The sequence below is a fragment of the Paenilisteria riparia FSL S10-1204 genome (genome assembly GCF_000525995.1).
Classification (GTDB): domain Bacteria; phylum Bacillota; class Bacilli; order Lactobacillales; family Listeriaceae; genus Listeria_A; species Listeria_A riparia.
On sequence record NZ_AODL01000006.1, the window covers coordinates 1 to 20,651 of the forward strand.

Annotated in this window: 20 protein-coding genes; 6 read left to right on the forward strand and 14 right to left on the reverse strand. The window is 40.6% G+C overall.

The window, feature by feature from the left end; genetic code table 11:
* Positions 1 to 26 precede the first annotated feature (26 nt).
* The 6 genes from PRIP_RS03760 (at position 27) to PRIP_RS03785 (ending at position 6,706) form a co-directional block, all read left to right on the forward strand.
* Positions 27 to 1,139, forward strand: coding sequence for a GntR family transcriptional regulator (locus PRIP_RS03760; RefSeq protein WP_036099595.1), 1,113 nt, complete (start codon positions 27 to 29; stop codon positions 1,137 to 1,139).
* 156 nt (positions 1,140 to 1,295) lie between these two features.
* Complete coding sequence (locus PRIP_RS03765; RefSeq protein WP_036099596.1) at positions 1,296 to 2,594, forward strand: glycoside hydrolase family 125 protein; 1,299 nt, start codon at positions 1,296 to 1,298, stop codon at positions 2,592 to 2,594.
* Positions 2,595 to 2,610: 16 nt separating this feature from the next.
* Positions 2,611 to 3,501, forward strand: a complete 891-nt coding sequence (locus PRIP_RS03770) for a carbohydrate ABC transporter permease (RefSeq protein ID WP_036099598.1) — start codon at positions 2,611 to 2,613, stop codon at positions 3,499 to 3,501.
* An 11-nt stretch (positions 3,502 to 3,512) separates the two neighbouring features.
* Positions 3,513 to 4,388, forward strand: a complete 876-nt coding sequence (locus PRIP_RS03775) for a carbohydrate ABC transporter permease (RefSeq protein WP_036099599.1) — start codon at positions 3,513 to 3,515, stop codon at positions 4,386 to 4,388.
* 21 nt (positions 4,389 to 4,409) lie between these two features.
* The gene (locus tag PRIP_RS03780; RefSeq protein ID WP_036099600.1) at positions 4,410 to 5,678 is read left to right on the forward strand and encodes an ABC transporter substrate-binding protein; all 1,269 of its coding nucleotides are present in this window, start codon (positions 4,410 to 4,412) and stop codon (positions 5,676 to 5,678) included.
* Positions 5,678 to 6,706 (forward strand): glycoside hydrolase family 76 protein, encoded by a 1,029-nt coding sequence (locus tag PRIP_RS03785; protein ID WP_036099801.1) that lies wholly within the window; start codon positions 5,678 to 5,680, stop codon positions 6,704 to 6,706. Before PRIP_RS03780 ends, PRIP_RS03785 begins: the two co-directional genes overlap by 1 nt.
* An 82-nt stretch (positions 6,707 to 6,788) precedes the next feature.
* On the opposite strand, the gene PRIP_RS03790 is transcribed toward PRIP_RS03785, so the two are convergent.
* From PRIP_RS03790 to uvrA, 14 genes are all read right to left on the reverse strand, one after another.
* Complete coding sequence (locus tag PRIP_RS03790) at positions 6,789 to 6,974, reverse strand: hypothetical protein (protein ID WP_036099602.1); 186 nt, start codon at positions 6,972 to 6,974, stop codon at positions 6,789 to 6,791.
* A gap of 36 nt (positions 6,975 to 7,010) precedes the next feature.
* Positions 7,011 to 8,207, reverse strand: a complete 1,197-nt coding sequence (locus PRIP_RS03795) for an MFS transporter (protein WP_036099604.1) — start codon at positions 8,205 to 8,207, stop codon at positions 7,011 to 7,013.
* A gap of 152 nt (positions 8,208 to 8,359) precedes the next feature.
* Positions 8,360 to 9,316 carry a thioredoxin-disulfide reductase gene (gene trxB / locus PRIP_RS03800; protein ID WP_036099606.1) on the reverse strand — a complete coding sequence of 319 codons (957 nt, stop codon included), beginning with the start codon at positions 9,314 to 9,316 and terminating at the stop codon, positions 8,360 to 8,362.
* 59 nt (positions 9,317 to 9,375) lie between these two features.
* Complete coding sequence (locus tag PRIP_RS03805; protein ID WP_052008705.1) at positions 9,376 to 10,698, reverse strand: hypothetical protein; 1,323 nt, start codon at positions 10,696 to 10,698, stop codon at positions 9,376 to 9,378.
* A 19-nt stretch (positions 10,699 to 10,717) separates the two neighbouring features.
* Positions 10,718 to 10,861, reverse strand: coding sequence for a hypothetical protein (locus tag PRIP_RS17095; RefSeq protein ID WP_159101512.1), 144 nt, complete (start codon positions 10,859 to 10,861; stop codon positions 10,718 to 10,720).
* A 110-nt stretch (positions 10,862 to 10,971) separates the two neighbouring features.
* Positions 10,972 to 11,457 (reverse strand): acyltransferase, encoded by a 486-nt coding sequence (locus PRIP_RS03810; protein WP_036099608.1) that lies wholly within the window; start codon positions 11,455 to 11,457, stop codon positions 10,972 to 10,974.
* A complete protein-coding gene (gene ppaX / locus PRIP_RS03815) occupies positions 11,457 to 12,107 on the reverse strand; it encodes a pyrophosphatase PpaX (protein WP_036099610.1) in 651 nt (216 codons plus the stop codon). Before ppaX ends, PRIP_RS03810 begins: the two co-directional genes overlap by 1 nt.
* A gap of 24 nt (positions 12,108 to 12,131) precedes the next feature.
* Positions 12,132 to 12,965, reverse strand: a complete 834-nt coding sequence (gene lgt, locus PRIP_RS03820; protein WP_036099612.1) for a prolipoprotein diacylglyceryl transferase — start codon at positions 12,963 to 12,965, stop codon at positions 12,132 to 12,134.
* 39 nt (positions 12,966 to 13,004) lie between these two features.
* Complete coding sequence (hprK, locus tag PRIP_RS03825) at positions 13,005 to 13,943, reverse strand: HPr(Ser) kinase/phosphatase (protein ID WP_036099615.1); 939 nt, start codon at positions 13,941 to 13,943, stop codon at positions 13,005 to 13,007.
* Between the two features lie 193 nt (positions 13,944 to 14,136).
* Positions 14,137 to 14,490 carry a phage holin family protein gene (locus PRIP_RS03830; protein WP_036087388.1) on the reverse strand — a complete coding sequence of 118 codons (354 nt, stop codon included), beginning with the start codon at positions 14,488 to 14,490 and terminating at the stop codon, positions 14,137 to 14,139.
* A 9-nt stretch (positions 14,491 to 14,499) separates the two neighbouring features.
* Positions 14,500 to 14,688 (reverse strand): PspC domain-containing protein, encoded by a 189-nt coding sequence (locus PRIP_RS03835; RefSeq protein ID WP_036099616.1) that lies wholly within the window; start codon positions 14,686 to 14,688, stop codon positions 14,500 to 14,502.
* Between the two features lie 11 nt (positions 14,689 to 14,699).
* Positions 14,700 to 15,971, reverse strand: coding sequence for a PspC domain-containing protein (locus PRIP_RS03840; RefSeq protein WP_036099617.1), 1,272 nt, complete (start codon positions 15,969 to 15,971; stop codon positions 14,700 to 14,702).
* A gap of 80 nt (positions 15,972 to 16,051) precedes the next feature.
* The gene (locus PRIP_RS03845) at positions 16,052 to 17,275 is read right to left on the reverse strand and encodes a DUF4097 family beta strand repeat-containing protein (RefSeq protein WP_036099618.1); all 1,224 of its coding nucleotides are present in this window, start codon (positions 17,273 to 17,275) and stop codon (positions 16,052 to 16,054) included.
* 504 nt (positions 17,276 to 17,779) lie between these two features.
* Positions 17,780 to 20,647, reverse strand: coding sequence for an excinuclease ABC subunit UvrA (uvrA, locus tag PRIP_RS03850; protein WP_036099619.1), 2,868 nt, complete (start codon positions 20,645 to 20,647; stop codon positions 17,780 to 17,782).
* Positions 20,648 to 20,651: the final 4 nt, after the last annotated feature.

A 20,651-nucleotide genomic window follows, 5' to 3' on the forward strand; every position in this document is an offset into this window, starting at 1 on the left:
ATAAAATATATTTAATGGGTGAGTAAATGAAAAAACTATTATATCAAAAAGTCTACGATCAACTTAAATTATCCATTCAAGACGGTACATTCTCGGTTGGAGAAAAGCTTCCCACCGAAAAAGAACTTATGGAGCAATTCGACGTTAGTAGCATTACACTAAAAAAAGCGCTAGAACTATTAAAAGAAGACGGTTTTATTTCGAGACGCCCACGGGTCGGTACTTTTGTTATTAATAATTCACCGAGTGACGAGAAAGCCGAAACACGTATGTTTGACAAACCGCTTATTGGTTGTGTTATGACAAATTTCGACGATACATTTGGTACTAAATTATTGTCTGGCATGTTAGAATACAGCGATACTAAAGCACATATCATCGTCAAAAAATCTCTTGGTGATACCCAGCAGGAAGAAAAAATTTTACAAGAATTTATAGAGATGAATGTCGCTGGGATTCTTATTCTTCCTGCCAGTTCCAAGTTTGTGTCACCACTATTATTAGAACTCGCCTCACAAAAATTCCCGTTAGTTGTTCTTGACCGCACTTTAGAAGGCTTACCGATTTCATCTATCAGCACAGACAATACTGAAGCAGGACGCATTATTACCGAAAAATTGTTTGAGCTAGGCCATAAACACATTGGGATAATTACCTCAGCAAGTTCCGTCTCAACATTGGATAGTCGCGTCAATGGTTTTATTCGCGGGCATGCATCCTTTCACACAGCCTTTCATTCCGACTACGTTTTTCGGGAAATCGAATCTGTTGTGCCCAATTCTAGTGTTTCCATCCAAACAGACATTGATAAAATCGCAAAGTTCCTTGCAACACACCCAGAAATCACTGCACTTGTTGCAACAGAATACAATATTGCACTTTTAATTAAACAAGCTTGTCTAAAACTTGGCAAAAATATACCCACTGATTTATCGGTAGTTTGCTTCGATCATCCTGATCATTTTTTCGACGCATCTGCTTTCCAATTCACACACATCAAACAGCCTCAATATAAAATTGGTTCGAAAGCTGTCGATATGTTACTTACGCAAATCACTAGTCCTGAGGATATAAAAAAACAAACATTACCACCATTACTCATTGATGGTAACTCTGTGCAATCAAAATTTTTTAGATAACATGTTAGAAATCGCCTTATGACAACTGTCGTAAGGTGCTTTTTTTGCGTCTAAAGAAAACGATTTCATTTTTATGTTGACATTCATTAAATATATATAGTATCATTTAAACATGTTAATTAACTATTAAATATAATTATTTGAGGAGTGACTAATTTGGTTATAACAAATCGCACTTTTATCAAAACAAGCGCCGAACGAATTAAAAATGAAACAAACAATAGCAAGCTAACCGAAATGTACAAGCGATGTATGGAAAATACGTTAGACACAACTATCAAAATTCGCGAAAACGGATTTACATTCATTTTAACAGGCGATATTCCAGCGATGTGGTTGCGAGATTCCGTCTGTCAAGTGCGTCCGTTCCTATTTTTCGCACCAGAGAATGTAGAAATTCAATCGATGTTAATTGGACTTAGCAAAGAGCAAGTTAAATTAGTAAACATCGACCCTTATGCGAATGCTTTCAATGAAACAGCAAATTGTGCAGGACATCAAGCAGACATGACAGAGATGCATCCTCAAGTGTGGGAACGTAAATATGAAATAGACTCCTTGTGTTACCCAATCCAACTCGCCTACCTTATTTGGAAAATCACTTCCAGAACAGAACAATTCGATGCGGCATTTATGACGATGCTCCAATCTATTTTTTCCCTTTGGCAAGTAGAACAGCATCACGAAACAAAATCTCCTTATCGTTTTGAACGAAAAGATTGTGTCCAATCCGATACATTAAAACGCGAAGGACGAGGTAGCGAAACGGCATATACAGGAATGCTTTGGTCCGGATTTAGACCTAGCGATGACGCATGTGAATACGGCTATCTCATCCCTTCCAACATGTTTGCAGTTGTCGTACTAGACTATGCAAAAGAAATTATGGAAACGTTTTATCCTGACGAGAAACAAACATTAGAACTAGCTATTGCATTACGCAATGACATTCAAGCTGGCATCGAAAAATTCGGTACATACACCCATCCAACTTTTGGTGAACTCTATGTATTTGAAGCAGACGGTCTTGGAAATCAATTATTAATGGATGACGCCAATGTTCCAAGTCTGCTCTCTATTCCACTCATCCACTACAACAAAAAAGAAAATAACCTCTATCAAAGTACAAGAAATTTTATATTAAGCAAAGCTAACCCTTACTACTTCGAGGGGAAGTTCGCTAAAGGTATTGGTAGCCCGCATACACCACACGGTTATATTTGGCCAATCGGATTAGCCATTCAAGGCCTAACTGCCACTGACATTACTGAAAAAAAAGCTATTGTCGACATGCTACTCCAAACAGATGCTAGTACAGGCCTCATGCATGAATCATTTCACCCTGACCACCCGGAAGACTTCACACGCGAATGGTTCTCCTGGGCCAACATGATGTTTTGCGAACTAGTACTCGATGTAGCAGGCTTCCAAATGGCTAACATTTTAGCAAAATAACGAAAGGAGAGATATCATGTTCCGTTTAAAAAATCCATCTGTCCTCATTCATCAACAAAGAATGGCATACCTTTTTATCGCGCTACCAGTTTTGCTTTTAGCTATATTTATGATTTTGCCTATCGGTATGGCGCTGATAGTTAGTTTTACAAATTACGATGTTATCAATCCGCCCAACTGGATTGGTTTTCATAACTACGTCAAAATGTTCCACGATCCGTATTTCTTTACTTCACTTAAAAACACCGTCATTTATACAGCACTTTTCGTTCCACTTGGTCTTGTTGTATCACTAGCTACGGCAATTCTAATTAATATGAACAAAAAAGGGGCAGGCCTATTTCGGACCTTTTTCTATGTCCCTGTACTTTGTTCAACCGTCGCTACCGCAACAATTTGGTACTGGTTACTCAATCCACAATATGGCCTAATCAATCAGATATTAGGTTGGTTTGGGATTAATGGTCCTGCTTGGCTCTACGATTCCAATTGGGCAATGTTAGCCATTGTTTTAATGAGTGTCTGGATGACCTTTGGAACGAATATGATGATTTTCCTTGCAGGACTTCAAGGCATTCCAGCCAATCTGTATGAAGCATCCAAAATCGAAGGAGCATCTAAGTGGAAAACTTTCCGCTACGTCACGTGGCCATCTCTTTCCAAGACGACTTTTTTAGTCACAACAATGCTAATCATTAACGCTTTTCAAGTATTTGATCAAGCCTACGTATTAACGAAAGGCGGACCTGGGAATTCAACCATTACACTTGTTTATTACATTTATAATGAAGGGTTTGGAGGATTGAAAATGGGCTACGCCTCTGCCATCTCATTCGTCTTATTTTTAATCATTCTTATCTTTTCAATTATTAATATGCGCCTAAACAAAGAAGACCGAACAGCTTAAGGAGGGCTAAAATGGATGCCATCAAATTAAAGAAACTAAGTAAATCTGTACTTTGGTATATCGCCGTACTTCTTATCAGTTTGATTACAGTATTCCCGCTTATCTGGACATTGTCTACATCCTTCAAGCCCGCAAGTGAAATTTTGAGTAATAGTATGAATCTAATTCCGAAAATGTTCACATGGGAAAACTACAAAGATGTTTTTAATACAACACCATTTGCCCGCTACTTATTTAATTCGCTCGTACTTGCAGTTGGTGGAGTGCTCACTAACCTATTCTTTGGCTCGCTCGCCGGATATGCCTTTGCTAAACTGCCCTTCAAAGGAAAAAAAGGACTTTTCATGATATTCCTAGGAAGTATGATGATTCCTGCTATCGTAACAATGATCCCATCTTTTCTTGTACTAAAAAACTTTCCCTTAGTTGGCGGAAACGATATTTTCGGTCACGGAGGGATGGGTTTTATTAATACGTACTGGGCCATTCTAATTCCAGGTGCAGCCGGGGCCTTCTCAATCTTTTTCATGAAACAATTTTTTGAAACACTTCCAGATGAGCTCTCTGAAGCAGCAAGAATAGATGGATGCTCCGAATTCAAGATTTTCTGGAGAATTTACATGCCACTTGCAAAAACAGCACTGGCAACATTAGGAATCATGACCTTCCAAGCCGGTTGGAATCAATTCATGTGGCCACTAATCGTCCTTAATTCCCAAAAAATGATGACCGTTCAAGTCGGACTCGCCTCATTTCAATACAACGAAAGTGCAAACTATGGTGCATTAATGGCAGGAACAATCATTTCCACAATCCCTGTACTACTCGTCTTCATCTTCGCACAAAAATATTTCGTCGAAGGGATTGCGCACAATGGCGGTAAATAAAATAAAAAAGGAGTGTTTACAATGAAAAAAGCAATTTTATCAATTCTTAGTATGGTGTTATTATTCAGCTTAGCAGCTTGCGGTGGGAGCAATAGTTCCGCATCTGACAGCAAGGGCAATGATGGCAAACAAGAAATTACCATGTGGGGATCATGGTCAGGCGATCAAATTAAACAACTAAACAAACAAATCGCCAGCTATAACAAGTCTCAAGACAAGTACAAAGTAAAATATGTCATGCAAGAAAACGTAGAAGAGAAATTACTAACTGGTATTGCAGGCGGGGAACTCCCAGATATCATCATGTGGGATCGCTATCAAACCGCACTTTACGCACCAAAAGGTGTCTTGGAGCCATTAGACAGCCTTGTAAAAAAAGACAAAGTAAACTTAGACAATTTTTATGAAGAATCCGTAAAAGAAATGACCTATAGCGACAAACTATATGGTTTACCACTACTCAACGACAATAGAGTCCTTTTCTACAATAAAAAATTATTACAAGAAGCCGGCGTAACGCCCCCCACAACATGGGACGAACTTGCAACAGTAGCACAAAAAACGACAAAATGGGATGGCAATAAATTAACACAAGCAGGTATGTCCCTACAAGATGTCGGCTTATTCAACCTTTATCTCATGCAAGCTGGTGGCGATTTATTAACCCCAGATAACAAAAAAACTGCCTTTAATTCCAAACAAGGTCTTGAAGTACTTAACTATTGGGATAAAATGCAAAATGATTTAAAAGTCTATCAACGAGGTTTTGACGATGGTTCGGACGCTTTTGCAGCTGGAAAAGAAGCTATGACGTATAACGGACCGTGGGCATTAGCAGACTATAACAAAATAGACACGCTTGATTATGGCGTTGTCGAGCCACCTAAAGGACCGAATGGCGATAACGGGGCTATTATGGGTGGATTCGGCTTAGTTATGCCTAAACAAACAAAACATAAAGATGGCGCATGGGACTTCATGAAATGGTGGACAACCAAACCAGAAAATGGAGTAGAGTTTGCCAAAATTAGCGGTTGGCTACCTGCAAACAAAGTAGCCGCAGCAAACGAATATTTCACTAAAGATCCGAATTATTCCGTATTCGTAAACACAATGAAATACGCCAAAATTCGTCCAACAGTAGCCGGTTACGCTGATGTGGAAGGCTTAGCCATGAAACCACAACTCGAGAAATTTATGAATGGCAATATCAGCGCCCAAAAAGCCTTGTCTCAAGCAGAAAAAGAAGGCAATAATATTCTAAAAGAAGAAAGAGAGAATAATAAATGATGAAATGGTCAGAATATGCAACTATAGCGCAACAAAGTTTGGAGAAATTTTACCGAGCAGAAACAAAAGAACAGTTCTTAAATAACTTTTACCCAAGCGAAGACATAGAGAAGGACAATGAAATATTTAACTATTGGTGGTTAGCACATCTCGTTGAAGTAAGACTAGATGCCTATTTAAGAACTAAAAAGCAAGAAGATTTGCAGATTGCCGAAGAGACCTACTCACATAATAAAAATCGCAACGGCGGGACCTTAATCCACGATTTTTATGATGACATGCTTTGGAATGCACTTGCTGCTTTCAGACTATACAAAACAACAGAAAAGCCAATCTATGCAGCAGACGCTATGTTAGTTTGGCAAGACTTAGTTGATACTGGCTGGAATGACACGATGGGAGGCGGATTTGCGTGGAGGCGCCCACAAATGGATTACAAAAACACTCCCGTAAACGCCCCATTTATTATTTTATCATGTTGGCTTTACAACGAATACAACGAACAAAAATACCTCGATTGGGCGCTTAAAACATACGAGTGGCAAACAAAAGTACTCGTTCGCGAAGACGGTTTTGTAGAAGATGGCATCAATCGTTTGGGAGATGGCAAGATTGATTTAGAATGGCAATTCACGTATAACCAAGGCGTGTACATCGGTGCAAGTTTGGAATTGTATCGCATCACAAAAGATGACAACTACCTGCGCGCTGCAAATCAAACCGCTAAAATATCTTTGCAGGAACTAACAACAAACGGCGTGTTCAAAGAAGAAGGTAACGGCGGCGATGAAGGACTTTTTAAAGGAATCTTCTATCGATATTTTACTGATTTAATTGAAGAAACAGCAAACGATTCCTTCCTCGATTTCGTTATAAAAAGTTGTCAAATCTTAGTGAAGAATGCTATGGTTGATAACCACTTATTAATGGGCATGAATTGGGCTGAGAAACCTTACGGAAAAATCCCTTACTCCGCAGAATTAAGTGGTATGATTGCACTTGAAATGGCTGCAAGACTAAACAACTGAATGTATCAGACTATTTAGCCGCACGCAAAAAAACTGTGTAAGAACGAGTCTATAATTCGCTACTTACACAGTTTTTTAGTATTTAATTGCTCTTGCTTTTTATTCTAAACCTAGCATACCTTCCAACAATAATGGCCAAGAAAAGCACCAACAAATAAGCCCTGCCGTTATAAAGCACATTCCCTATTGGAACAAAATACGAAAGCACGATACAAATCAAAAACATCATGCCAAATATAACAAACGCATCGTCAACAATTTTCCTCATAGTTACACCCCCGCTGATATATCATTAACTTTCCAGTTACTCTTCACTCAACTCAAAATGAAATACTTTTTTATTGAACATATAAAGTAATGCTATCGCTATGTAAATAACTCCGAAAAGGATTAAAAACCAAAAAGCATTTAAATTCCCAGCAATAGCTCCAAAAAATAGTGCTCCAATAGGAAGTGTTCCGACGCTAACACTAAATAATGCACTAAACACTTTCCCTAAATCTTCTTTAGGTAACAGTACCTGAAAATAAGGTTTTTGCAAAACATGTGTAACTCCTAGGAATATATTAGCTATTCCAAAAATCACTGTTACTAGTACTGAAGATACCACTGTTGCACATATTACGATTCCTACACCAAAAAGCAACGTACACAAAACTAACGCTTTTCCATGTGGTAATACTTTCAAAATAAATGTCGCCCCCAGAGTAGATCCTATTAGTGCCCCTACCGCCATTGAAGCAGTCATTAATCCCAATATAACAGGACTGTTCTGCGCATCGGCAATCAATACAATATACACATTTAGTCCACCAAATAGGAAATTAGCAATGCTGCCACCCACTGCTATACATAGTATTGCCCTCTCTTTTAGAATCAAAGAAAACCCTTTAAAAATATTCTCCTTAAAACTACTATCTTTTTCAGAAACGACAGCCTCTTTCTCCATCTTTATACGCGAAAAAGAACCAATTGAAATGATAAACGTTATGCAATTAACAAGCAAGAGTGAAAACGTACTCATAATATTAATTAAAAACCCTGTTATTGCATTGAAAAAATACTCTGTTCCGTTATAAGCAAATGACATATACGACTGGGCTCTAGTAAGATCTTTTTTAGGCACAATTTTTGGCATCATCGTATCTTGAATGGTATACGTATTCATACCAAACAAAGCAGCGAAAAATACGATTATACAGGTAAGTAATGGATTGGTAGCTTCGAAATAGACAGTACACGCCAATATCGAAATGGCAATCAATTGGCCTAGTTCACAAAATATTAACGTTTTTTTATTATCATGCGAATCAATAAAGTGCCCAAATAAAAATGAAAAGATGTTAGGAATAAATATAGCAAAATTCAATATCCCTACCCAAAATGAAGAATTGGTAGTTTGGAGAATATACCATGATAATACAATATAATAAATACTGTCTCCCGCATTACTGGACAATCGTCCAAACCATAAATACTTAAAGTTCTGATTTTTTAACATTTTATCTCCTTTAGTAATCTTGATAGTAATAATACCACGTGCCTACAAATACATTTAAGAACTCTGCGACTTACTTATTATCCCATAAGCTATTAAATAAATCCACAAAAAAACAGCCAGCGTGACAAAACCACACTGACTGCCAATCCTTATTAAATTTGCGATTCTTCAACCAATTTCTCTTTCAACTCTTCCACAAATTTCTGCGCATTTTGTCCCGCTAAACCACCGTCGCCAGTTGCCGTAACAACTTGGCGAAGCGATTTCACACGAACATCTCCTGCCGCAAAAATCCCTGGGATCGTTGTTTCCATTTCTTCATTTGTAATCACATAACCTTCAGCGTCCAGAATGCCAAGATCCTTAAACGCCGCGGAAAGTGGTACAAGGCCAACGTAAATGAAAGCCCCGTCCGCGTTAATTTCTGATGTGGAACCATCAATTGTTGAAACTAAACGCGCGCCAGTCACTTTCATGTCATCGCCAAGAATCTCTTCTACCGTGCTGTTCCAAACGAATTCGATTTTCTCGTTTTTAAAAGCACGATCTTGCAAGATTTGTTGGGCACGAAGCTTGTCGCGACGGTGAATGATGGTTACTTTGCTAGCGTAGCGCGTTAAATACGCACCTTCTTCTACTGCTGAATCTCCGCCACCTACAACGATTAATTCGCGGTTTTTAAAGAATGCGCCGTCACATACCGCACAATAAGAAACGCCACGGCCACTATACGCATCTTCACCTTCTACACCTAATTTGCGATGTTCTGCGCCAGTTGCGATGATAATCGAACGCGCCTTGTATGTTTTCGAACCAGCAACGACGGTTTTATATTCTTCGCCATTTTCGACGGATTTAATATCGCCATACGCGTATGCCGCTCCGAATTGTTTCGCGCCAGAGAACATTTTTTCCGACAAATCCGGGCCTAAAATACTGTCAAAACCAGGATAGTTCTCAATATCCGCCGTGTTCACCATTTGACCTCCAGGCACACCACGTTCAATCATTAAAGTATCTAAATCAGCGCGAGAAGTGTAAAGCGCCGCAGTCATTCCTGCAGGTCCAGCACCGATAATAATAACATCATAAATCTTTTCTTCACTCACTGCTATTCCTCCTATCTCGTCCTAAAACAATGGTAAACCCAAAGCCGTTTTCCGTCCATCTATCTGCTCAAAACAACATCCAATTCCTGTAAAAACTTCCGTAACGTCGCAACTGATAATCCAAACAGCTCTGCTATCTGCTTTTGCGTCCCAAACTTATGGCGATACAACATCGCAGCCGCCACGCCATCCAAATTCTTCGTACGCAAATCATATTTCCGCTCAATCGCCAGTTGCATAAAATCAAATGCCTCTACATAAAGCTTTGTCGTCTCAACAGTCGCTGGAAAACCAAGCTCTTCCATTCGTCCCAAGATTGCAACGACCCCATTACAATTCGCCGCATCCAAACTATCAGGCAAAAATTCGAATTCCGAGAAAATCAAATGCGCAAAAAAGTCCCAGCCTGTCATATCAAAATAATCATTAAACATAATCAATGCCGGTTGCTTATCCGAAATCGTCATCAAATAAACACCTAACAAATGCTTCGCCGTATCGCGACTTTTCAATTTTGCAAGCACCGCAAACTCATCATTGGCCACCAATTCAGGCGCATCCCAAGGAAACGCCAAAGATTCCCCGTCAATCTGCTGAAGCTGCTCCCAAAAAGCCTCTGCTTCGTCCATCCGCTCTAAGAAATAAGCCGTTTCCGCACGATAATAATAATATGCATAACGATCCATAATCTCTAACTGATTCACTTTAAAAAATAGCTGATCCGCACGTTTATAATCCCCAGCCATCGCACAAATCCGCGCTAACTTCTCACGCTGAAAAGATATAAATGGCTCTACACTGCGAATTTCCTTGAAAATTTTGTCCGCCTGTTCCCATTCTGCTTGATAGTACGCATACAAATACAATTCGCATAACGCCAACAAGTTCCCTGGATCACGATCCAATAAATCCTCCAAAATCGCTAAGCCTTCCGGAAAACGCTCTTCCTTAAAGCGAATTCCCGCCAATTCCAGATATGCTTGCCAAAAAGTCGGTTCTGTTTCAATTTTTGCCACAAGAAATTGGTTGGCCTCAGCCATCTTATCCTCAGAAATAAGCTCCTCCACATTCTCCTTGAATGCAAAAAAGTCCTTCTCCATATCCGAAATTTCACTCACACCAAAGCTTGCTAGTGGCGCTTCTTCCATGATTAGCTGAATCAAATCCTTCGCTTCTTCCACGTACTCGCCCTCAGCAACGACCACCAAATACTTATTCGCATGCTGCAACGCACTTTTAAAGTCCTTCATGTACGCATAATTATTCGCCATAAAATAATAGCAATAATGAATATCATCCGCCTCATCCAGCACTCGACGCAAAATCTGATTCGATTTCTCAAATTGTCCCAATTCCGTATAACAAATCGCAAGCTGACACATAATCACCGGCTCATCTGGCTCAAAAAAAAGCTGCCCGCTCCAAATAACGCAGTGCTTCTGGCATTTCCTGATTACGAAAAGCCTCAATACCACGCTGAAAATAAAATTCACCATTCGGCCGAAACGGGTAAATCTTGTTGCCTTCTTGTTTACTATTCTTCAAATTCATTAACCTCCGCGCATTTATCCAGTAAGAAGAGTATACCACAAAATCCACCATAAAAACGAAAAAGAAATGACTTTGTAGACAAGTTAGCCTTTACAAAATCATTTCTACTCTATTTCGCTAATTACTATCGGATTTCCACGTGCAAAACACCGTGCTGGCACATCCTTCGTCACGACCGTCCCAGCACCAATCACGGCACCGTCCCCAATCACAACACCAGGCAAAATCGTCACATTTGCGCCAATCAAGACCTCATCGCCAATCACAACATTCCCAATCCGATATTCCTTAATCAAATACTCATGCGTCAAAATCGTCGTATTAAAACCAATCACCGAATTACGCCCAATCGTAATTTTCTCCGGATAAAAAAGGTCCACAGTCACCTTATAAGCAATCGATGTCTGCTCACCAATCTTCATACCGAGTCCGTGTCGATACAACCAACGCTTTCCAGCCATAAAAGGAAAAACACGCCCGAATTCAATGACGAGCGTATTTTTTAATGTACGTAAAAACGAAACTGTTTGGTAAACTTTCCATAGCGGGTTCGCGCCATCTTTAGCTTCAAAGCGTTCCGTTTGCCGCATTAGTCTTCCCTCACGATGTCCAATAAATCACCCATCGATTCTAAAATATACGTTGGATTGTAGTTACGTAAATAATCCGCACCACGAATCGCCCATGCCACACCAGCACTTTTCACATGTGCATTATGAGCCGCTTCAATATCATGATAATTATCACCAACCATAATCGCCTCATCCGCCGTCGAATTAAGCAATTTTAACGCCATATTAATCCCTTCCGGATCAGGTTTTGGAGCACCGACTTGATCTAGCCCAATCACCACTTGGAAATACTTGTCCAGCCCAGTCGTTTGTAGCCCTTTTAAGATCATGTCATACATTTTAGTAGAAACAATCGCCAGCTTGTAATCTTCCTCATACAAAGCCCGAATCGCCTCATACACGCCATCATACTCCAAAATCAGCTCATCATGATGCTCCTTATTAAACGCCCGATAATGCGCCACCATTTCCTCCGCCTTCTCAGAATCAAGCGACGTAAACGTATCAATCAGCGAAGGACCAATAAACGGTAAAATATCCTCACGCGCAAAAGTCCGATTTGGAAAATAAGCCTTCAATGTGTGCTGGAATGTATCAATAATCAATTCATTCGTATTTATCAAAGTCCCGTCTAAGTCAAACAACAATGTCGTAATTTTCTTAGTCATGTTCCCGTCCTCTCTAAATTCGCATTATTTCTTTCTTGAAATCCCATACTTGTCTTCCAAATAATAAGGTCGATTTCCCTTCACGCGGAAGTACGCAATTAAGCCCACCGCAATGACAATCAATACAATCGAAATCATTTGCGCCATACGCAACGTATCCGTTAGCATCAAACTATCCGTCCGCATACCTTCAATAAAGTAACGACCTATCGAATACCAAATTACATACGACAAGAACAACTCACCACGCAAAATTCGCGTCCGTCGCAACACAAGTAATACAATAAAGCCAAGCACATTCCAAAGCGACTCATATAAGAAAGTCGGCTGATAATACACACCATTAATATACATTTGATTCACAATAAAGTCCGGCAAATGCAAACTCTCTAAAAATGCTCGTGTCGTAGGTCCACCGTGCGCCTCTTGGTTCATAAAGTTACCCCAACGCCCGATTGCCTGCGCAATAATCAAACTCGGCGCCACAATATCTGCCAACTGCCAAAACGATACTTTCTTGATTCGCGCAAAGATAATCGCCGTAAGTACAGAGCCAATTAAAGCCCCGTGAATCGCAATTCCACCATGCCAAATTTTGATAATCTCGTTTAAGTGATCTTTATAGTAACTCCATTCAAACAATACATAGTAAATCCGCGCGCTAATAATTGCAATCGGAATCGCCCAAATCAGCAAATCGACTAATAATTCGCGATCCACATTGCGCTTCTTTGCCTCCTGCATCGCAATTAACAATGCAACAACGACTGCCGTTGCAATAATAACTCCGTACCAACGTATTGAAATACCGCCTAATTGTATGGCAACTGGATCCAGTGCCCCTAAATTCAATTCCATTTTGCCCCTACTTTCTAAAACAGTGAAGCGTTAGCCGCCTCAATCTGTCATACTACTATTTTGGCCAATAAGATTATTCAAATCTTGTGTAAAACGCTCTGCTGCATTGTAACCCATGTTTTTCAAGCGGAAGTTCATTGCTGCCACTTCAATAATGACCGCCAAATTTCGACCTGGACGAACTGGTACTGTAATTTTCGGTACATCCATATCAAAAATACGGATTTTCTCTTCATCCAATCCAACCCGATCATAATGCTTGTCTGGGTCCCAATTCTCTAAATGTACAACAATGGTTAGCTTTTTGCTAGAACGCACGGCTCCAGCGCCAAACAATGTCATTACATTAATAATACCAAGCCCGCGAATCTCCAGCAAATGCTCAATAATCGCCGGAGACTGCCCAATTAGCGTTAATTCATCTTCCTGTCTAATCTCCACGTTATCATCTGCAACAAGGCGATGCCCGCGTTTCACAAGCTCAAGTGCCGTTTCACTCTTACCAACACCACTCGACCCCATAATCAGCACGCCAAGCCCGTAAATATCAACAAGAACCCCATGCATCGAAATAACAGGTGCCAGTTGGCTTTCCAAATAGTTCGTTACATAAACCGATAAACGCGTCGTCTTTAACTTCGAACGCAAAACTGGTATTTTCGCTTCTGTTGCTGCCTGTACCAATTCTTTGGGCGCTTCCAAATGACGCGATACCACGAATGCTGGCGTCCGATCCGTACACATTTGACGAAATCGTTTTAAACACTCATCGCTCGACATCCCTTCTGAAAACGAAATCTCTGTCATCCCAAAAAGTTGCACACGATCTTCTGGATAATAAGAAAAGAATCCCGTTAATTCTAGCCCTGGACGTGACAAATCACTTGTTGAAATTGGACGTTCCAAGCCCTCTTCACCGCAAATCAATTCTAAATTAAGACGTTCTTTTAAATCTTTGACCGTTACCGACTTTGTCATAAAAGTACCTCCATTACGACAACAGGCTCCAAACTTCAATAAACCAGCCCATCCCGCTAATCCTTTTTCTGAAATCTCTCTTTCATTTTAGCACTTTCTAATTTTTAAGGCTAGCTTTTTTAAGTTCAAGAAAAAAAGCCCCGAAATACGAGGGCTCATAACTACAAGACCTAAGATTTCAAGGCTTCTTTTATCAATTCGGATCTTTGTTCCACAATACGGAATTGATGACCATATTAGCAAGCGACATCAGTAATGCGATAAGTAGCGCTGTGCCAAATCCATCAATTTGAATGTAGCTTTCTAAGAAGAATGAAGTGAGCTCAAGCATCAACGCATTCAACACGAAAGTAAACAATCCTAAAGTAAGAAAGTTAATCGGCAATGTCAAAATGAATAAGATTGGTCTTACCAACATATTCAAAATCGCCAGTACAAAACTTGCTATAATCGCTCCTGTAAACCCGTCAACGTGAAAACTAGTAAAGAATCCCGATAAGGCTACAAAAAGCACTGCATTAATTAAAACACCTATTATCCAACGCATGGACTATAATCACTCCCAACTTGTATTAGCCGGCATAACAATTGCTAATATGATGTATAGAATGATACCTGTTCCGAAAAATAATGTCAATGCTGCGTATGCGATACGAACCCAAGTTGCGTCCCAGCCGAAGTATTCGGCAATACCACTACAGACACCTGCTAGCATCTTATCGGATGATTTTGTTAATTTTCTCATGTTAGTTCCTCCTAATTTTGGTTTTCTTCTAGTTCTGTAATTTTTATAATTCCGTTTTCTACCGCGGCTTGCAAAGTAGCAACGCTCATTTCTTCTGGATTTTGCGTAAATACAAGTGACTTGTTAGATTCATCCCATACTTTCGCATTTTTTAGGTCGAAATAGATTTTCTCGCGTTTCGTGCCCAATGTTCCGTCTACTTTCCATGTCGCTGGAATCTGAATACGAATATCTCCATGTGGTGCTTTCAAATCGGCTGCTGTCGCTTGATCGTTTTGCAGAATGTAGGCTACATCGCCTTGTTCTGCAACGGCAACGGTTGTTTGGAAATCACCTGCGACAGAAACATCGCCTTTTGTTGTACGTAGTTCTATGTTTTCAACCTGGCCGCTCTTGAATAGGATTTCGCCGTCATCCGTGCTGGCAACTAGGAATTTACCTGCTGTTCCTGTAGAACGAATATCGCCGTGGCGTACTTTCAGTGTGCTGTCGTCTACTGTAATATCGTCATATTTCAATGTTCCATTTAATAAATGGATTTTTACCTGCTCATAGGCACGTTTTGGAATCGTTAGAACGATGTCTGTTTTCAAAGCATCATTCTTCGATTCAAATACAAAACGGTCATTAGACATGTCTAGCGTCGTTTGTGTGAAGAAGTAGTCCCAAAGTTTCTCTTCGCTCAATTGTTGAATGGCACGTGCTTTATTATGAACAGCCAATACTGCGCGCATTTTCACGTCTTCTTTATCCCATGTACGGATGATGATGTCACCTGTTGCTACTTTTAAACTTATTGTACGGAAAGTGGTATTGTTAAATTCGAATTCACGAACAGGTCTTGGTCTAGCCGTTTTTTGTGTAGGATGAACTGGTCGATTATGCGGTTTTCTGCAGTTGTGATTTTGGTGGCGTTCACGTGTTGCTTGTGCACGTTCGCGGTGACGTTGCTGCATTTCTTTCGCGCGTTCTGTGTGCATTGCTTGTGCTCGTTGAATACGTTCGCTTTTTGACTGCATCCGTCTTTCGTGGCGGTCATATTTATCCTTCATTTTCTGATTATGGCGATCAATGACATCATCGTAACTCGCATCCTCGGAAGGTATGATAAACAAGGCAATAATATAAGCAATAACCCCGATCATCGTTTTCCAAGAAATAATGATGAGAATAATATAGATAACACGTAAAACGGTTGCGTCAATACCTAGATAATCCGACAAACCGCCGAATACCCCACCAATTTTACGATCTGATCTGGATCTCCTTAATTTTTTGTCCATCGTTATTCCTTCCTTTCAGTTTCAAAATATGTAGCGAAATCGCGAATGCTGCATGTAGAAACAACATTCGCGATGCCTCTTTATTTGACGTCTTTTACTCGGACGTTACCTGTCGTTGCTTCTGCTTCAATTTTCAATACGGCTTCACTAGCTTTTGGTAGTTTTGTGAAAAGAATTGTTTTGTTAACAGAATCAGATGTTTCGTCAAGTACGTCTGCATCTCTGATTCCTAGTTGGATTTTACCAAGATTCGTGTGTAGTTTGCCATCGACGCCTAATTCGTTCGGTACTAACACTTCAATGTTCCCAACACCTGTTTTTGTTTTTAGGAAGCTAGAATCATGGTTTGTTAATGTGAATGAGATGTTTCCTGTTTTTGTTTGCAGGTTTGTTGAATCGAATGCACCTTTTGCAGCTACGTTACCGTGGAATGTTTTTAGTGACAAATCACGAACTGTTCCGTTGTTTACGCGGACATTGCCGTTAATCGATTCGATTTCTGTAAGCGTTGTGTTCAATGTACCCACGCTAATGTTACCATTCGTTGTTTTGGCGAACATATCGCGTCCTGTCAAGTTCTCCACATGGAAGTTACCATTCAAAATTTTCACCGATACATAGTCATATTCGCGTTCCGGCAAGTAAACCGTCAAGTTCGTTACCACTTGTTTCGATGGCGATTGGAAACGCAATGTTTCCTCATCCACACGTAATGTTGTTTTGTCAAAGAAGATTTGTAGTGCTTCATCTTCTGGGTATTCTTTGAACAACTTGATGTTCGCATGTACTTTCACGTCATTGTTATCAGATGGCTTGAATTCAACGTTACCGTTAGCAATCTCAAACTCTAGGATAGACAATGTTGTGTCGTGATATACAAAATCGCGTTCTAATTTCGTAGAAGTCAAGAATGGAATCGGCATATCCTTCACTTGCTCAAAAGCACTATTTAAAAATTTTCCAAACTTCTCACCAGCTTGTGACAGCTCATCCATGATTTGGCGTCCAGTATCTTGCGCTTTTTCACGATTCGCATCGCTGTCTTTCTTTGGTTCTGGGCGTTTCTTGTAAGTTGCACCGCCACGGTAAGGATTTTCTTTCGTGTTCCACCCTTGCGAATAGTCGTACGTTGTTTCCTCTTGCACGTCTTCTTCGGCCGTTGTTTCTTCCGATGTGCGGAAGTTCTCAGCAGTAGCACTCTTGCCTTCTTTTTTTGAAATATTTTCAAGTAATGTTAGGGCCTCTTCCGTGGAAATAATACCTTGTTTTACTAATTCTAAAATACGTTTGCGTTCGTTTTCCATTATTTTTTCCTCCTCGTGGAAATAAAGCGATATCCTGAAATAATTAAGTATTTTCAAATTCATGTTTCCTAACTGATAACTCTATTATGAAGGACAACACGATTTCTGTCATACAACCAGAGTATGATTATTTGTTTGGACTTTTGGACAAAAATCGGGCATAACCCAAATAAATCGGCGACAAGCGCTCGCATTCAGGGGATTTGGTGGACTTCCGGTTCTACTTCGCATATGCTACGCATAACTTCTCGCATGGTTGGGGATACGACTCCCTCCTGCTTTCAGTCATCACATACACGAGTATGCTCCGCTTTGTTGGGACTCAGTTACAGTCCCAATATAAGCGTGAACAACGTGAACGGTTATTCCTTTCCAAATCCCCTGAGTACAAACGCTTTCGCTCGATTTGTGTAAAGCAGAATTCACATCCTACCCGAAAAAAGCGGGCTTGTGGTTCCTGCTTATTTTGTATGAAAATAGTTTTATCTTGGATTCTTCTCCTAATTACTTGGCTTTACTCGCAATTTTGCTTTTCATTCTTTCTTTATCGCGCTCTAAAATTGGTTTTAAATACTTACCTGTGTAGGACTTCTTGACTTTGGCGACTTGTTCTGGTGTACCCTTGGCGATGATTTGACCGCCACCGTCTCCGCCTTCTGGTCCCAAGTCAATAATATGGTCGGCTTGCTTGATTACGTCTAAGTTATGCTCGATAACTAGTACCGTATCGCCGTTTTCATCCACAAGGCGTTGCAATACTTTCAGAAGCCTTGCGATATCATCCGCATGAAGACCCGTTGTCGGTTCATCTAAAATGTAAAACGATTTTCCGTTACTGCGTTTGTGCAATTCAGAGGCTAGCTTCACGCGTTGAGCCTCCCCACCAGATAATGTTGTCGCCGGCTGGCCTAAGCGAATATAACCAAGTCCAACGTCCACAATCGTTTGGAGTTTGCGACTAATACGCGGTAAGTTCTTGAAAAAATCTAAGCCCTCTTCTACCGTCATATTCAGCACTTCTGCAATGTTTTTGCCCTTATAACGAATGTCTAGCGTTTCACTGTTATAACGTTTCCCGTGACAGATTTCGCACGGTACATACACGTCCGGCAAGAAATGCATCTCAATTTTGATAATGCCATCGCCTTTACATGCCTCACAACGACCACCTTTCACGTTAAAACTGAAGCGCCCTTTTTTGTAGCCGCGGATTTTGGCTTCGTTTGTAGATGCGAATAAATCGCGAATGTCATCGAAAACACCCGTATAAGTTGCCGGATTCGAACGTGGTGTACGACCGATTGGAGACTGGTCAATATCGATAATTTTCTCCAAGTTCTCCATACCTTTAATCTCTTTGTGCTCACCTGGTTTTGCATGTGCTCGATTCAAATGACGCGATAATGCTTTGCGCAGCACTTCATTAACTAGCGAACTCTTTCCTGATCCTGAAACCCCTGTAACACAAGTGAATGTGCCAAGTGGGAATGTAGCACTGACGTTTTTGAGATTATTAGCCTTGGCTCCAACGACTTCCAAGGAATTACCGTTGCCTTTTCGACGCTCAGATGGAATCGGAATGAATTTCTTCCCAGACAAATAATCACCTGTAATGGAGTTCTTGTTATTTCGGACTTCTTCTGGTGTCCCAGCAGCAACAACTTGGCCACCGTGTTCCCCCGCACCAGGACCGATATCTATTAAATAATCCGCCGCAAGCATGGTATCTTCATCATGCTCCACGACAATCAGTGTATTACCAATGTCTCGCATGCTTTGTAACGTGTGAACAAGGCGGTCATTATCACGCTGATGCAAGCCAATCGATGGCTCATCCAGAATATAAAGCACACCTGTCAGACGCGAACCAATCTGCGTTGCCAATCGAATTCGCTGCGCCTCCCCACCAGAAAGCGTTCCAGCTGCACGACTAAGCGTTAAGTAATCCAGCCCGACGTTCTTCAAGAAGCCTAAACGCTGCCGAACCTCTTTTAGAATCGGTTTCGCAATCTGCGTCTCTTTCTCCGACAACGTCACTCCATCAAAGAAATTCAGTGCTTCGATAATGGAAAAATTGCTGACTTCACCGAGGTGTGTATTATTAATTTTGACGGCAAGCGCTTCTTCTTTTAAGCGGTAGCCTTTACAAGAAGGGCATGGCAAATCCGTCATATATTGCGCCATTTGTTCTCTGGTAAAATCAGAACTTGTTTCGCGGTAACGACGCTCGACATTTGGGATAATACCCTCAAATGGAATATTCGTCTCGCGAGTCATCCCGAAATCATTCTTATACTCAAAATAAAATTCTTTACCATTCGAGCCGTGCAAAATAATATCTAAATGTTCTTTCGGCAAGTCTTGTAACGGTGTATCCATATCAATCTTGAACTCTGCGCAAGCACATGCTAACATCTTCGGATAATACTGCGAGCTAATCGGTTTCCACGGAACAATCGCACCTTCATTAAGCGTTAAACTCATGTCTGGAATAACCGTATCAATATCCACCTCAAGTTTCGTTCCCAAGCCATCACATGTCGGACATGCTCCGAACGGGCTGTTGAAAGAGAACATTCTTGGCTCTAATTCCCCTACGGAGAAACCACAATAAGGACACGCGTAATGTTCGCTGAATAATAATTCTTTCTCACCCATAACATCCACAACCGCATAACCATCCGCAAGTCGTAATGCAGACTCAATCGAATCGAACAGACGAGACGTAATACCTTCTTTGACAACGATACGATCAATAACGATGTCGATGGAATGCTTCTTATTCTTCTCCAAATCAATTTCGTCACCAATATCGTACATTTCGCCGTCAATGCGAACACGCACATAGCCTTCTTTTTTGATGCCTTCTAGTGTCTTTTTGTGGGCACCTTTTTTTCCGGAAACAATTGGGGCTAGAATTTGGATGCGTGTTTTATCGGGTAACTCCAGCACACGGTCTACCATTTGTTCAATGGTTTGCGATGTGATTTCGATGCCGTGATTCGGGCAAATTGGATGACCAACACGCGCATACATTAAACGCAAATAATCATGAATTTCCGTAACGGTACCAACTGTGGAACGCGGATTACGACTCGTTGTTTTCTGATCAATAGAGATGGCTGGTGATAATCCTTCTATTAAATCAACATCCGGTTTATCCATTTGTCCTAAAAATTGACGCGCGTAAGAAGACAAAGATTCCACGTAGCGGCGTTGGCCTTCTGCGTAAATTGTATCAAAAGCAAGCGATGACTTACCCGAGCCAGATAAACCTGTCATCACGACAAGCTTATCCCGCGGAATTTCAACGTTTATATTTTTTAAATTATTGGCTCTAGCGCCTTGTATTACTATCTTATCTTTTTCCAACTAC

Bases quoted from the DNA above. Each gene is read 5' to 3' on its own strand.
- PRIP_RS03790 (WP_036099602.1), bottom strand. From the start codon at position 6,974: ATGAGGAAAATTGTTGACGATGCGTTTGTTATATTTGGCATGATGTTT.
- PRIP_RS03780 (WP_036099600.1), top strand. From the start codon at position 4,410: ATGAAAAAAGCAATTTTATCAATTCTTAGTATGGTGTTATTATTCAGC.
- ppaX (WP_036099610.1), bottom strand. From the start codon at position 12,107: ATGACTAAGAAAATTACGACATTGTTGTTTGACTTAGACGGGACTTTG.
- PRIP_RS03840 (WP_036099617.1), bottom strand. From the start codon at position 15,971: ATGGACAAAAAATTAAGGAGATCCAGATCAGATCGTAAAATTGGTGGG.
- PRIP_RS03785 (WP_036099801.1), top strand. From the start codon at position 5,678: ATGAAATGGTCAGAATATGCAACTATAGCGCAACAAAGTTTGGAGAAA.
- hprK (WP_036099615.1), bottom strand. From the start codon at position 13,943: ATGACAAAGTCGGTAACGGTCAAAGATTTAAAAGAACGTCTTAATTTA.
- PRIP_RS03805 (WP_052008705.1), bottom strand. From the start codon at position 10,698: ATGTGTCAGCTTGCGATTTGTTATACGGAATTGGGACAATTTGAGAAA.
- PRIP_RS03760 (WP_036099595.1), top strand. From the start codon at position 27: ATGAAAAAACTATTATATCAAAAAGTCTACGATCAACTTAAATTATCC.
- PRIP_RS03795 (WP_036099604.1), bottom strand. From the start codon at position 8,207: ATGTTAAAAAATCAGAACTTTAAGTATTTATGGTTTGGACGATTGTCC.
- PRIP_RS03845 (WP_036099618.1), bottom strand. From the start codon at position 17,275: ATGGAAAACGAACGCAAACGTATTTTAGAATTAGTAAAACAAGGTATT.
- lgt (WP_036099612.1), bottom strand. From the start codon at position 12,965: ATGGAATTGAATTTAGGGGCACTGGATCCAGTTGCCATACAATTAGGC.
- PRIP_RS03830 (WP_036087388.1), bottom strand. From the start codon at position 14,490: ATGCGTTGGATAATAGGTGTTTTAATTAATGCAGTGCTTTTTGTAGCC.
- PRIP_RS03810 (WP_036099608.1), bottom strand. From the start codon at position 11,457: ATGCGGCAAACGGAACGCTTTGAAGCTAAAGATGGCGCGAACCCGCTA.
- PRIP_RS03775 (WP_036099599.1), top strand. From the start codon at position 3,513: ATGGATGCCATCAAATTAAAGAAACTAAGTAAATCTGTACTTTGGTAT.
- PRIP_RS03835 (WP_036099616.1), bottom strand. From the start codon at position 14,688: ATGAGAAAATTAACAAAATCATCCGATAAGATGCTAGCAGGTGTCTGT.
- PRIP_RS03770 (WP_036099598.1), top strand. From the start codon at position 2,611: ATGTTCCGTTTAAAAAATCCATCTGTCCTCATTCATCAACAAAGAATG.